Origin of the sequence: Desulfurobacterium pacificum (assembly GCF_900182835.1) — a bacterium.
In the GTDB taxonomy this organism is placed as follows: domain Bacteria; phylum Aquificota; class Aquificia; order Desulfurobacteriales; family Desulfurobacteriaceae; genus Desulfurobacterium_B; species Desulfurobacterium_B pacificum.
In genome coordinates, this window is sequence record NZ_FXUB01000001.1 from 658,763 (window position 1) to 672,689 (window position 13,927).

10 protein-coding genes are annotated in these 13,927 nt (G+C 35.7%); 3 read left to right on the forward strand and 7 right to left on the reverse strand.

Translation table 11 applies throughout. The features are described 5' to 3' along the window. Positions 1-399: 399 nt before the first annotated feature. The 7 genes from QOL23_RS03310 to rmuC form a co-directional block, all read right to left on the reverse strand. Positions 400-807 carry a hypothetical protein gene (locus tag QOL23_RS03310; protein WP_283400161.1) on the reverse strand — a complete coding sequence of 136 codons (408 nt, stop codon included), beginning with the start codon at positions 805-807 and terminating at the stop codon, positions 400-402. 13 nt (positions 808-820) lie between these two features. After that, positions 821-1,246 carry a hypothetical protein gene (locus QOL23_RS03315; protein ID WP_283400162.1) on the reverse strand — a complete coding sequence of 142 codons (426 nt, stop codon included), beginning with the start codon at positions 1,244-1,246 and terminating at the stop codon, positions 821-823. 21 nt (positions 1,247-1,267) lie between these two features. Next, the gene (locus tag QOL23_RS03320) at positions 1,268-1,492 is read right to left on the reverse strand and encodes a hypothetical protein (protein ID WP_283400163.1); all 225 of its coding nucleotides are present in this window, start codon (positions 1,490-1,492) and stop codon (positions 1,268-1,270) included. 183 nt (positions 1,493-1,675) lie between these two features. After that, positions 1,676-2,221, reverse strand: coding sequence for a hypothetical protein (locus tag QOL23_RS03325; protein WP_283400164.1), 546 nt, complete (start codon positions 2,219-2,221; stop codon positions 1,676-1,678). Positions 2,222-2,443: 222 nt separating this feature from the next. After that, positions 2,444-2,707 carry a hypothetical protein gene (locus QOL23_RS03330; RefSeq protein WP_283400165.1) on the reverse strand — a complete coding sequence of 88 codons (264 nt, stop codon included), beginning with the start codon at positions 2,705-2,707 and terminating at the stop codon, positions 2,444-2,446. Between the two features lie 46 nt (positions 2,708-2,753). Further along, a complete protein-coding gene (locus tag QOL23_RS03335) occupies positions 2,754-4,712 on the reverse strand; it encodes an ATP-binding protein (RefSeq protein WP_283400166.1) in 1,959 nt (652 codons plus the stop codon). Between the two features lie 11 nt (positions 4,713-4,723). Continuing rightward, the gene (gene rmuC, locus QOL23_RS03340; protein ID WP_283400167.1) at positions 4,724-5,920 is read right to left on the reverse strand and encodes a DNA recombination protein RmuC; all 1,197 of its coding nucleotides are present in this window, start codon (positions 5,918-5,920) and stop codon (positions 4,724-4,726) included. 328 nt (positions 5,921-6,248) lie between these two features. Here rmuC and QOL23_RS03345 point away from each other — a divergent pair, with 328 nt between their 5' ends. From QOL23_RS03345 to QOL23_RS03355, 3 genes are all read left to right on the forward strand, one after another. Continuing rightward, complete coding sequence (locus tag QOL23_RS03345; protein WP_283400168.1) at positions 6,249-9,338, forward strand: site-specific DNA-methyltransferase; 3,090 nt, start codon at positions 6,249-6,251, stop codon at positions 9,336-9,338. A gap of 1 nt (position 9,339) precedes the next feature. After that, positions 9,340-12,501 carry a DEAD/DEAH box helicase family protein gene (locus QOL23_RS03350; protein ID WP_283400169.1) on the forward strand — a complete coding sequence of 1,054 codons (3,162 nt, stop codon included), beginning with the start codon at positions 9,340-9,342 and terminating at the stop codon, positions 12,499-12,501. Positions 12,502-12,668: 167 nt separating this feature from the next. Beyond that, a complete protein-coding gene (locus tag QOL23_RS03355) occupies positions 12,669-13,865 on the forward strand; it encodes a UvrD-helicase domain-containing protein (RefSeq protein WP_283400170.1) in 1,197 nt (398 codons plus the stop codon). The last annotated feature ends 62 nt before the right edge of the window (positions 13,866-13,927 follow it).

Sequence of the window (13,927 nt, forward strand, 5' to 3'; positions counted from 1 at the left end):
GCTCTTTAGGGCATTATTACTCGTTTGGTATTTTTGTGTTTGTTCTGCATTCTTTGTGCGTTTTTGCTTTTGTGGCATTTTTTACCCTTTTGCACTTTTTGTTTGCCTATTTGCTTCTTCTGTATTCTTTGACAGATTTGCACTTTTTACACATTTTGTACATTTTTGCACTTTAGGACATTCCACCTCTTTGTATTTTTTGGATTTTTAAGCAAAAAGGAAAAACTACCACTTCTTGCGTTTTACCAGCTTGTAGTAGTAGTAAAACCTCTTTGCGTATTGATAGTTCTTGTAAGGGTCGGCTGAATGGTAGAGAGCCACGGCGTTTGCGGTGTAGCCTCTTGTGGAAAGGTAGGTTTTGATAAGGTATAGAGATTTTGAACCAACCTGAATAATTCGCTAGGTTTCCACGAGGAACTTGAGGGTGTTGTAATCGTTAGTTGCCACAAGTGCGCCGTAGAGGAGTGCTTTTCTCCTGTTTTTCCATTCGTCGTCGGTTATTTTTTCCTCTAACTTTGCAGGGTCTTTTTCGTAGAGGTTTCTCCACCAGAGCATATCCCTCGTGAACCTGTTTGAGGGGTCGGCAGGTCTTAAGGGGGTGCAGAGCTCTCCTTTCCCTACTTCTTCAACTATCTCTTTCAGGGTTTCTTTGTCGGGAATTATGTCGGGAAATACTCCAAAGGTGCTCATAGATAAGAGGTCAGTACGGGGTATGGTTGAGGTTATGGGAGCGGTGGGTAGGGAAGATGCCTCTTGTTGTCTGTTAGCATCAAAAAAATCTTCAAAGCCTATTTTTGTTTCATTCATTTTTACCTCCTTGTTACCAAATTCTTTCTGATTGATATGCTATGTCAGAAATAGTCTTGCTAATATTCTTTTCAGCATCTTCTATTTTGCTAGAAACGCTCTCCACAATTTCTCTCTGTGCTTTACCTATAACCTTAGATAATGCTCCACCCATTTCCATATGTTGGTCAAGCATTTCTTTCCTTATCTCTTCCTTCAAATTCTCCTCCAACGCCTTAGCTACTTTCCATATTACAGGCTCTATAAGGGACTGAAGTTCCTGTGCTTTGAGGTTGGATAGGTCTAAAGTGCCTGCCATTTCGTTGAGTACCTGAAGTGCTAAGTCGGTTATTTCTTTCCTCACTCTTTCGTCCTGCAATACGGGGATTTCTTTGGATTTGGTGAGAAGGGCTCTTTTGTAGTTTTCAATGAAGAGTTTTGCGAATTCCTGTGCTGTCATGACTTACCTCCCTTTTTGGTTTTATTTCTGCTTTCTGTTTTTTGATTTTATCGTTTTTTTAACTGCCTCAAGGAAGAGCCAATTCTTTTCCTTTTCTTCTGGTGTAGGACTGGCAAAACGGTACTCAAGCCACGCAAGCTGGAGAGTTTCTATCGGAGTGAAAAATTCTGCGTAGACTTCTGCCAGTGCTTTTTCGTGTCCTCCTTTGAATATTTCTTCAAGCCTTTTTCTCTGCTCATCGGTCATTTCTTTTCCCTCAACCGTTGATTATTTTCGCCTCTGAGGAATTTTCTCCCCTCTTCCTATACGATTATACCCCTTGCAAAAGAAAGGGAAATATATCAACGATTTAGCGTTTCCATTGGAAACGATCAGTGAATCTTTGTTCTTCAATCGGAATTTCGTGGAAAACACAGCACTAGCCACATTCTACTCTCCTGAAAACAATCCAGCCCAGTCGGACGCCTCTTCGCAGATGTCGTCGCAGACGTGAAAGCTGATCTTCGGTATTTCAAACCCGTCCTCAAGGAGCGCGTCTATCGCATCTCCAAAGTTCGGAGAGCTGGGGTCGTAGTCGTCAATAGTGAACTTTTTTGTCGGTTTCTCCTCTTTCTTTTCCTCTTCTTTTGCCTCTTTCGGCTTTTCGTCATCTTCCGTGTCGTAAACACAGACGCCTCCGTTTTCTATGACGATGTCCCACTTCGTAACGGGAAGCCCCGTTTCTTTGGAGAGCTCTTTTGCTTTTCCGTAGGCAACCTTGTAGGCGTTTCCTTCCACTTCGGGAACGCCGTGCTCTTCGCACCACTTAACGGAGAGTTCGTTTTCGTGTATTATCGGGATTATGCAGTAGGGACCTTTCCACACCTCCGCTACTCTCCTGCGTCCGTCTTCTTCCTTGGTGATTACCCTGTAAACGTTTTTTAATCCTTTTCTGTCCTCAAACCAGTCTTCCCTGAACTTTATTTTCTTTTCCATAACGCACCTCCTATTATTCTTCAACGATTTTGAACTTCTTTAAATTTCCCCTTTCCATTAGAAACGGTAAAAACTGCAATCAAAATTCCTTTTTACCTCCTGCTGCTATCCAAACCATAGTTAAAATAGCTACCAAGAAAGCTATGCCGAGAATTACAGAAGCTATTGATGCTATTAAGATTTCTCTTCCCATTTTTTCTATCCTTTCATTGCCTCCCCAAACTACGACGCAGGGATACAATGAGTTTCCCTAACAAAGTCCCATTCAATAGCAGGTAATATGCTTTCTTTTTCCAAATATTCTGTTTGAACTTTAGCTATTTTGTCAGCTACTTTTTTGGCAATTTTCCAGTTGACTTCCTCTAAAGTTATCTCAAGATATACATCAAGGTTGGGATAATATCCCTCTGCAGTTTTAACGTCTATCACCCCGTCAACTTTAAGCAGTTCTTCTCTAAGTTTTGAAAGAAGTTCAATTTTATTCATACCTGAATTCCTTTCAGCTCAATCTCCTTATTCCATTCTTTTAATTCTATTTAACTTCCACAACCAGTGGAAAAGGCACTCCTAAACCGCTTAAAATCCCGACTCCAGTTCTAAGGGAAGGTAAAAGTCCTATCATACTTTTACCTGCAAATTCCACGTAAGATTCTATTGCTTTAAGGTCTGAATCATTCATTGTCCTGAACATTGCTTGAGTGTTCGCCTGAGAAAGAACATACTTACTAACCTGCGCAGGACGCTGGGTTATCACAATAAGCCCGAGATTAAATTTCCTTCCCTCTGAAGCAATCTTCCTCGCCATTGTAAGCGCAAGGTTGTTTCTACCTGCTGAAACGTCTCCGTAGCTGCTTTCAGGGGCAAAGTTGTGAGCTTCTTCAAGAACAACTATTCTTTCTTTTTTGTCTTTCTTGTTCTTTTCAAAGAGTTCTTGCATGACTAATCCTGCAAGGTTCACTCTGGTAGCAGGATCAGTTATGCAGGAAAAATTGAAAATAATAACCTTCTTATCGCTTTTAAGAGCCGAATCCATTTCATCGTAAGTGCTTACCTGGCTTACCAAAATCTCTTCACCTAAAACAGACGCAACTTCTTCACTAATAGCTTCATCTTCTTCAGTTTTAACATTTAAAAGAATATCGTAAAGATTCTTTTCCTTAAAAGAAGTTGTCCTTAAAGAAGGTTTTATTTCCGCTGCTAAGCGTGATTTATTACTTTTTGCAACTTTAGAGTTACCACTTATAATGCTAGATAATCCAATTTCTTTAATGATATTCTCCACTTCTTCAGGATAAATAGGGAAAATCGTTTCTTTAAAAACTATGTGTTCAATATATTCTTCGTGTTCAATATATTTTTCAGAAACAGATTCTCTTAACCCATCATAGTATTCTCCGTGCGGGTCAAATATGAAAACTTGCACAGGATACTGCTGAAGAAGCCTTGATAAGAATTTCTTAGTAAAGTGGCTCTTTCCCGAACCGGTTGTTCCTAAAATTAGCATGTGCTTTGTTATGACTTCTTTTGCATCGATAAATACTTTTTGGTCCGTACCTTTAAATACTCCCACTTCTACTGGATAAGCCATACTTTTCCCTGACCAGGTTGTCTTAGACACAGCATTTAGGACTTCTTTAGAGGCAGCGCAAACAGGTTCGCCGACGTCAAAAGGTTCCATATTAGTTTCAAGTTTCCCGTCAGGAGTTACGATTCCAAGTATTTCGGCAACGGCAATTCTTACTTTATCTCCGTTTTCGTTAAGGTAGGACCAGACTGCTGCTTTTTTCCAATCTTTATCTTTCCTGCCGCTAAAAAGAGTTTTGAATTCGTCTATTGAACCGAAAACTGCCGATTCTCCGGCTGAAAAGGGGTTGGCAAAGAATCCCATATCGTAAGAGTAAATCGTAGTTATTTCTGCTAATACAGTTCCTTCCAGATGGTTAACTTTAACGTAAGAGCGTTCTTTTATTCCAGGCTCTATCAGAATGAATTCAAAAGAATCTGACTTAACGGGATTTATTGCAAATCCGATAAGGTTATCATCAAATTTTGATGAGTCTTCTTTTATCCTTTCAAAGTAATCAACAAGTTCCTTTATCTCACCAGGATCATCACTGTCGTCGTAATAAACCGCAGCTTCTATGTTTCCTGAATCGTAATCGGAAAGCCCTGCTCCGGTAAAGTTGGCAGAACCTACAACAGCTTTACAGTCATCAACGAGGATGAATTTCGCGTGTAAGCGGTTATTCAGATAAACAATTCCTCCTCTCTTCCTAATTTCTTCGAACACTCTGTCGTCTGTTATCAACAGGTCTTTAAGCTCCGAAGCTCTGAGAATTACTTCAAGTTCTACGTTCTCCCGAAGGTGTGAAAGCAAAAGACTAATCATATTCCCTTTCAGCCAAGCAGAAGATATTTTTACAGAAGAATTAGCATTTCTAATTAAGTCAGCTAAGTACTTGTATATTTCTTCACTTTTGAGCGTTTTCACGATTATCCCCCTTAAACTTCCTTTAAAGAACTTACCTTACTAGTAAAAGAAGCAAACCTGGCTCTTAGAGAACTTATTCTATTAAGAGAGTTGCGAGCGTGCCTTTCGAAAGTTTCCATTTCAGCCATGCAACCTTCTATGTCGTGACAAATAGAATTCAGCTCTCTCATCAATGATTCAAGGTTCTCCTCTATTTCGTAAGCCCTAGCTCCTTCCATAATAACAAGGAGATAACTCATTAAAGTATTAGGAGAAACAGGAAAAACTTTCTTTTCTAAAGCATATCTAAAAACAGAAGGATTCATCACAAAAAGGCTGTACCATACACTTTCCGCTGGTATGTACATAAAAGCAAAGTTAGTGGTGTTATACTCTGCAGGTTTTATGTATTTACTTGATATACTGTCTATCATATTTTTAACATCTCTTACTAAAGCCCTGATATCTCCTCCCTTTTCAACAACTTTTATGTAATTTTCCAAAGGAAACTTAGAGTCAATGGGTAGAATTTTTCCGTCTAACTTCAGAACTGCATCTACTTTATCAGTTCCCATGGAATATTGAAATTCATACATATCTCTGGGAAAAACTTCTTTGAGCAGATTTTCAAGCATCACTTCTCCCAAGATTCCTCTCTGCTTCGGCGGTTTCAAAATGTCCTGCAGCGATTGGATTTCTGACGATATTTTCTCTACTACAGATAGCTTTTGATCTAACGTCCCAAGTTTTTCAGAAAGGCGATTGGTTTGCTCGATAAATTGCTTGTTAACTTCCTGAATAGTATTCTTTACATCGGTAACAATTTTCATATTACTCGCATTCAAAGACTGAGTAACTTCTGAAATAGTTTTATTTATTTTACTTTCCAGTTCCGTTAGCTTCTGTTTTGTCTCACTGGATAAACTGTCATTTTTAGATGAAAGTTCTCTAGTGGTTTCATGGACAGTATCTTTGAGTTTAAGCAGATTGTTAACCAAATCCTCCTTTGTTTTTACTAAATCTCCTGTAATCTTCTCAAGTATTTTGTTTTCAAAATCCTTTTCTATAAGTAAAAGTCTCTCTCTAATAGAACTCAAAATTCTATAAATTTCCTCGTTCAAAGGGTTATTTAGGGATTCTCTTAACTTCAGCCAAAGAACGATAACGACGATAGAAAGAATAAAAACACACAAAAGTGTTAACCCTTGAAGAACCAAGGATGCCTGCATCCCTACCCTCCTATGTTTTTGTCTTTGATAGTTTATCATTTTATTACTTTTAATAATTTAAAAAAATTCCTCTTAACGTAAGGCTACAGAAAGCTTTATGTTCCAAAAGCATTTCTAAATGCAAGCATCCCTCAAAATTTGATTTACTTTTTCTTTTTTAAGAATTTTCAAAAAAACAACCAACCAGATTTGTTATTCCTGTAAGGATGTCTCTAAAATTAGACTAACCTAATTACTAACATTCAGTCAAAGTTTTCTTTTATTTTTTAGAAGGTTCTTACCCAAAATGATGTATCATTAACATTGAATTTTTCCGAAGAGGGTAGCTATGGCGATTGTTAGCGATTTGGAGAAGAGACTACAAGAAAAACTAAGGGAACTTTTTCAATTTGAATCTGAGGATTTAGACTTCGGCATTTACAAGATGATGAACTACAAGAGAAAACAAATTGAACAGTTTATAGAAAAAGACCTCATTGGCGAAATACAGAAACAATTAAACGTATTGAGTAAAGAAGAAAAGGAAAGAATCAGGAAAGAACTTGAAAGAATAGAACAAAAAATAAAAGAAGTATTTGGAGAGAATGCCTTTGAAGATGGAGACCTAAAGGAAGGATTTAGAGACACTCCTTTAGGTAGGGAGTATTACGAGAAAAAGAAAGCGCTTGAACAGATTAATATTTCTGAAGATTTAGAGAGGGAAATTTATAACCACTTAATTAACTTCTTTTCAAGGTATTACGACAATGGAGACTTTATAAGCAAGAGAAGATACGGCAAAAAGGAGAAATACTGCATTCCTTACAACGGAGAGGAAGTTTACTTTTACTGGGTAAACAAAGATCAGTACTACATTAAGACTACTGAATACTTTAGGAAATACACTTTTTGGGATAAGCAAAAAAGAATAAAGGTAAACTTCAGGGTAGTGGAAGCAGAAGAAGAAAAAGGAAACGTTAAGTCGCAGGAGAAAAAATTTTTCGTTTTGAGTAAGAAAGTTTTTGATTTTGATAAGAAGAAAAACGAATTAAACATTTATTTTGAATATAGGGCAGTAAGCAAAGAAGAAGCTTTGAAGAATGGTTGGGGGGACAAAGAAGGAAAAGGAGTAAAACAGGAAAAAATCAATGCTTCAATAATAGAAATATTAGAGAAAAAAATACCGCAGAATAGCCCTGCAAGGCTCATTTTTGAAAAAGATGGAGAGAAAACACTTATTGAAAAGCATCTTAACCGATATACCAAAAGGAATACTACCGATTATTTCATTCACAAAGACTTAAAAGGCTTCCTGGAAAGAGAATTAGACTTTTACATAAAGAACGAATTTCTCCAGTTAGATGATTTAGACGTATTAGAAAAGAGTGGTTACTTTGACAAGCTGAGAGTTTACCTTATTGCAGTTAGAGTGTTCAGGAACGTTGCCTTAAAGATTATTGAGTTTCTTGCACAGATTGAAAACTTCCAGAAAAAACTCTGGGAAAAGAAGAAATTTGTCATTGATACGCATTACGTTATAACCTTAGATAAGATTAAGGAGTATGCGGGAGAGGAGTTTTTAGAGAGTATCCTGGATGAAATCCTCAATAATAAAGAACAATTAAAAGAGTGGGAAGAGCTATTTGGAATTAAAGTTAAAAGCAAAAAAGGATTAAAGAAGGGTAAAGAATGGAAGAAATTACCCATAGATACCAGATACTTTAATGAAGAGTTTAAATGGAAGTTATTGGTTGCCTTAACAGAAAAGAATAACTTAGATGAGATTTTGGATGGAGTTTTAATTAAGTCAGAAAATTGGCAGGCTTTGAATTTGCTTTTGAATAAATACTATGAAAAGGTGCAAACGATTTATATTGATCCGCCTTATAATGCAAAATCATCTGAAATTTTATATAAAAATACGTTCAAGCATTCCTCGTGGCTTTCCTTAATGGAAAATAGGCTTTCTCTAGGAAAAGAATTTTTGAGAAGTAAAGATGGCGTTTTTATTATAGCTATTGATGAAAATGAGCAAGAAAGATTAGGATTACTATTAGATAATATATTTCCAAAGTATAAGAAGACTATGGTATGCGTGGTTCATAACAGAAGGGGAATACAAGGGGAAAATTTTAGGTACACAAATGAATTTGCGTATTTTATTTATCCAGAAGGAAAAGGGATTATAAAGAAAACAAAAATTCCAGAAGAAGAATGGGAGTTTTCTAATCTGAGAAATTGGGGAGGAGAATCGGAAAGAAAGTTTGGGAAGAATAGTTTTTATCCAATTTATGTGGATGCAAAAACTTTAGAGATAATAGATGTAGGATATCCAGAAGAAGATACATTTCACCCAGAAAAACAAACTTTGGTAGTTAAAAAGGACGGAAAAGAAATTTATAAAGTCTATCCTATAGATAAAACAGGTATAGAAAGGAAATGGAGATTTGCTCGTGAAACGTTAATGAATTTTATAAAAAAATATCCTAATGCTATTAGAGTTAAAAAGAAAGGTGACCGTATAGAAATTGAAGTAGCTCAAGTTTTAGAACGTCCGTCAACATGTTGGTATTTAAAAAAGTATGATGCGAGCGTTTACGGAACACAAGAAATAACTAATCTCTTCAAAAAGAAGATTTTTGATTTTCCTAAATCTGTTTGGACGGTTTTTGATAGTATCAAAATTTCATCCAATTATGATTCTTTGGTTCTTGACTTCTTTGCAGGTTCTGGAACAACAGCTCACGCAGTTATGAAACTTAACAGTGAAGATGGTGGAAAAAGGAAATTTATCCTTGTAGAGATGGCAGATTATTTTGATACTGTCATTATCCCAAGAATTAAAAAAGTGGCATATTCCTTTCATTGGAAGGAAGGAAAACCGCAAGATACAGACGGAATTGGTGTTTTCTTCAAATACCACACCTTAGAACAATACGAAGATGCATTGGAAAACGTTGAATTCGAGCAGCAAAGCGAAAAACAACAAAAACTTCTATTAGAACTTCCCGATTACTTTGTCAAATACATGCTTGAATGGGAAACCAAAAACAGCAGTACTTTCCTTAACGTTGAAAAATTGAAAGACCCGTTTAACTACAAGCTGAGAATCATAGAAAACTATCAGCAGAAAACCGTTAACGTTGATTTGATTGAGACGTTCAATTACTTGCTTGGCTTAAACGTAAGCAGATACAAGGTTTTAGATGAAAATGGCAGGAAATACGTTTTTGTCTTTGGAGAAAAAGAAGGAAAGAAAATAGCCGTTGTTTGGAGAAGTCTTGAAAACATTAACTTTGAAGAAGATAGAAAAATCATTGAAAGAGAAATGGAAAACTTTAAACCCGACATCGTTTACGTTAACGGCGATTCTATGGTTAAGGGATTCACGGCAATTGAACCTGTTTTCAAAACGTTGATGTTTGAGAAGGTGGAGTGAGATGGAACTTGAAAAGCACTTAGTATTAAATAAATACTTTCTCAATCTTTTCGGCTTAAATGATTTTGACGAACTGAGGGGAAAATTAAGGGATGTACAGGAAGGTTACGACTCTGACGGAAGGAGTCACTTTGTAAATGTCCTGAAAGGTTTAAGACCTGACTGGGAAGCTGAGCTTTTAAGATATGACAGCAATATAAAAACATATGTTGAGCGGTTAAAACGCAATAGGATGCAGCCCAAATTCAATCTCAAGTACTTCCAATATTTAGCTATTCTATTTACAGAAATTTTCCTGGAGAAGTGTTTTGATAACAAAAGTGGCTTTCTGAATGAGTTGAACGAATTCCTTCAAAAATTCAATCAAGCAAATAAAACAAAGATAGAACCGTTCACGGAAGAGGAATTCAAGAAACTTGCCTTTTGGATGGCAACAGGAAGCGGGAAAACCCTTGTAATGCACGTGAACTACTGGCAAATCCGCAAGTATTTTGATGAGTGGGACAACATTATCTTGATAACTCCCAACGAAGGATTATCAAAACAGCACTTTGAAGAGATGAAATTAAGCGGTATTCCCTGCAAACTTTACGATGGCAACCTTGATAGCTTAAAAACAAAAGACGGGGAAGTTTTAATCATAGATGTTCACAAGCTGACTAAAGAGAAAAAAGGAGAAGGCGTAAGAGTTGACGTGTCTTACTTTGACGGCAAAAACCTTGTATTCATAGATGAAGGGCACAAAGGTCAGAAATCTGAGGAACAAAAATGGAAAAAACTGAGAGAAGAAATAGCAAGGAACGGTTTTTTGTTTGAATACTCAGCCACTTTTGGACAGATTATCGGAAAAAATGAGGACTTGCTTGACGAGTATGCTAAAGCAATAATTTTTGACTATTCCTACAAGTACTTCTATACTGACGGTTACGGTAAAGATTTTCACATTTACAACTTAAAGGCACAGGAAAAAAAAGAAAAGAAGAAAAAAAAGAAAAATGGAAAGGAAATTGAAGTAGAAGAAATAGTCAAGTACTATCCTGAAGAGCAGGTAGATTTACTGTTAGTGGCAAACTTACTGTCTTTTTATGAACAGTTAACTATTTTTGAAAACTACTATGAAGAATTAAGAGAATATAACATAGAAAAGCCGTTATGGATTTTTGTTGGAAGTAAGGTTACAGGTTCTGGTTTAAATTCTGACGTTGTGAAAATACTGCGTTTCTTAGATAAAGTTCTCAAGGATGAAGACTTTTTAAAAGAAAAAGTAAAAAAGATATTAGACGGCAAATCAGGACTGATAGATAAAGAGGGTAACGATATTTTTAGAGGAAAATTTGAATACATAAGAGAGTTTGACCCTGAAACTATTGTTAGCGATATATATCAAAAAGTTTTTAACGGTAGAGGCAATCTTTCCCTTTATGAGATAAAGAATGCCGATGGAGAAATCGGGTTAAAAACTTCTACAGGAGAAAAGTATTTTGGCGTTATCAATATTGGGAACGTTAGAGATTTAAAAAAATTGATAAAGGATTACGACATAGAAGTGGAAGAAGACCACATGAGTCAGTCTTTATTTTCTGACATAAAAAGCAGTAATTCTCCCTTAAATATTTTGATCGGCTCAAAGAAGTTTGTAGAAGGATGGGATACTTGGAGAGTATCCGTTATGGGATTGATAAATATGGGGAAGGGGGAAGGCCCTCAGATAATTCAGCTTTTCGGCAGAGGAGTGAGATTAAAAGGTAAGGATTATTCCCTAAAGAGGGAGGAAAATCCCGATTATAAAGTAAAAGTTTTACAAACACTTCTTGTTTTTGGTTTGAATGCGGATTATATGGATGCATTCTTGAAGGCAATAGAACAGGAAGAAGTTAATTATGAAGAGATTGAAATTCCTATAACGTTTAATCGGGTGAAAAAGTGGGAAAAGAAGATTCATACCATTAAAGTTAATGATAATTTTGATTTCTTGAAATACAAGTTAGAGCTTGAAAATGATGATGGTATTTTAAGTAAAGTGAAATTGGATTTAAGACCTAAAATAACGCTGGCACGTGGTTTGAATGTAGAAAGTGTGGATTCAAAAGTAGATGAGCCTGTAAAGATTCCGGAAGAGTATTTTGATTTAATAGATTGGCAATATATTTATTCAGAACTTATGGACTATAAGTTGTCAAGCGGTTTCTATAATCTTGTTATAAAAACAGAGGTTGTGAAGGATATTGCAAAGAGCCAGAGGTACGAAGTATTCTTGCTTGAAGATGAGGATTTTGGAATTGAGAGTGGAAATCGTTTGAAGATTAAGAGTTTTAAAGGAATTAGAAAGTTTCAGGATATTATTCTGTTAGTTCTGAAAGACTACATTTCTAAGTTTTATAGAACGAAATTTAAACAGGAAAGTATGAATCATTTGGAGGTGGAGGCGTTAACTATTGATGACCATCCTCATATGTATCCTGAGGATAGAAGAATAATAGTTAAGGTTCCTAGGGATTTAATAGATGACATTAAAGATATCTTAGAGCAGCTAAGAAATTATGAACCAGATATCTGCGAAATCCCGGAAAAATGGAAAAAGTGGGATTCTTTTATTGTACATTTTGATAAGCATTTATATACGCCATTAATAGTTTATGAGAAAAATAAAAAAAGAATTACTTCGTTTCCTGTTAAGTTAAATGAGGGAGAAACAGAGTTTGTTAGAGATTTAAAAGCTTACTTCGAGAGATATTCCGAAGAATTTGAAGGCAAAGATATTTTCTTGTTAAGGAATCTTTCAAAAAGGGGAATAGGGTTTTTTGTTGGTATTGCAGGTTTCTATCCTGATTTTATCCTATGGGTAAAAGAAGAAGACAAAGAAAGAATGATTTTTATTGATCCTAAAGGGATAAGGAATATTAAGGGCTTTCACGATGAAAAGGTTCAGTTTTGTGTTTCTTACATAAAGGAAATTGAAGAAAACGTAAAGAAGAAAGCAGGTATAGAATTGAAGCTAGATGCATTTTTACTCTCTGTTACTCCATACGAAAAAGTAAAAGACAATTTTGGTAGTAAAGTTTCAAAGGAAGATTTTGAAAGGCACAAAATTTTGTTTCTAAGAGATGAAGAAAATTATTTAGAAAAGCTTTTTAGGCAAATTTTTGCCGAATGTTTGGAATGAGGTTGTTCAGAGCGATGTAACTCTTATAGTGTATACCTTCTGAATCCTGAAAAGTTTAAGCTCAATTTTTGGACCGTTTCCACTGGAAACGGTTGTTTTTTCTAAAAAACGACCGTTTAATTGAAATCTTATTTTCTCTCTAATACATAAATTTTGAAGTTCCGCTAATGGATGTTTATCAAGAGAGCCTTCTCTACAAGTATTCCAAAGGTTATAGGATACTAAGGGGAACTGCTGGTTCAGGGAAAACAGTAGTTCTTGCGGGAAAGGCAGTCCAGGAAAAAGTGATGAATAAGAACAAAAGAATTCTAATTATCACATTTACTAATTCCCTGGTAGGTGAAATCAAGAGCAGCATAGAAAAAGTTTTAGAAGCAGAAGAGATAGAAGATGTTACTGTGAGCGATTTTGAAGTTACTACAATTGACTCTTTAGTTCAAAATCTTGTTTTTCGTTACACAGATAATATTAAGAAAAAGACTAATAGTAAAAAAGCACGAAGAATCTTGTTTAACTACTTAGAGAGAAATCCAAACTTAATTCCTGATGATGCCAAGTACGATGTCATTTTGTGCGATGAATCACAGGACTTTTCTAAGGAACTCTTTTCTGTTGTCAGATCTCTATCTAAGAAAAACAGTTTAATAATTTTTGGAGTAGATGAAACCCAAAGAATATATGACGGGACAGATTGGAAATGGATAGACGTAGGTTTTGATGCTCGAGGTAAGGTAACTATCCTAAGGAAAAGCTATCGTAATCCCGGGAAAATTTTTCAATTAGCTATTGAATTTTTACGGCAAGATTTACAGTTAATGAAAGAACTAAAAGAGTTAGATGCTGTTGTGTTGGATAAAGGAATAGAATCAATAAGGAAAGATGATGGAGAAATAGAATTTTATGAAACTAATAACGAATTTGAAAAGGTAGCTGAAATTGTAGTTGACTTGATAGAAAACGGAACCAATTATGGAGATATATTTATACTTACTTCGTTAGAATGTCACGTTAAGTTGTTTTATAGGGCAATTTCATCGAAAGCCCCACACCTTAAGAATAAACTCCATTATTTCTCGTACCATAGTCCTAAAAAATACAAGTTTGTGCCTGACGATAAGATAGTCATAATGCCTTATAAATCAGCAAAGGGATTAGAAAGACCGGTAGTTATAGTTACAGGAATCGGCAACCTGCCTTATGACAGCAGTAGGGAAGTAGCTGAGAAAAGGAGAGATAGGAGAACACTTTATGTGGCTTTAACCCGAGCGCAGAAAAAACTGATTATTACTTCTTCCAGAGAAAAAGATAACGGTTTTACAGGGGATATGAAAAGTGTTATAGAAAGATTATCTCTGGTAAGATAGATTTGGATCTATCAGGTAACTAATGGATATTTGGTGATAGAATAACTGTCTATGTAGAGGAA

Coding starts and splice junctions, on each gene's coding strand:
- QOL23_RS03345 (WP_283400168.1), top strand. CDS start 6,249: ATGGCGATTGTTAGCGATTTGGAGAAGAGACTACAAGAAAAACTAAGG.
- QOL23_RS03325 (WP_283400164.1), bottom strand. CDS start 2,221: ATGGAAAAGAAAATAAAGTTCAGGGAAGACTGGTTTGAGGACAGAAAA.
- QOL23_RS03355 (WP_283400170.1), top strand. CDS start 12,669: ATGGATGTTTATCAAGAGAGCCTTCTCTACAAGTATTCCAAAGGTTAT.
- rmuC (WP_283400167.1), bottom strand. CDS start 5,920: ATGCAGGCATCCTTGGTTCTTCAAGGGTTAACACTTTTGTGTGTTTTT.
- QOL23_RS03315 (WP_283400162.1), bottom strand. CDS start 1,246: ATGACAGCACAGGAATTCGCAAAACTCTTCATTGAAAACTACAAAAGA.
- QOL23_RS03310 (WP_283400161.1), bottom strand. CDS start 807: ATGAATGAAACAAAAATAGGCTTTGAAGATTTTTTTGATGCTAACAGA.
- QOL23_RS03320 (WP_283400163.1), bottom strand. CDS start 1,492: ATGACCGATGAGCAGAGAAAAAGGCTTGAAGAAATATTCAAAGGAGGA.
- QOL23_RS03350 (WP_283400169.1), top strand. CDS start 9,340: ATGGAACTTGAAAAGCACTTAGTATTAAATAAATACTTTCTCAATCTT.
- QOL23_RS03330 (WP_283400165.1), bottom strand. CDS start 2,707: ATGAATAAAATTGAACTTCTTTCAAAACTTAGAGAAGAACTGCTTAAA.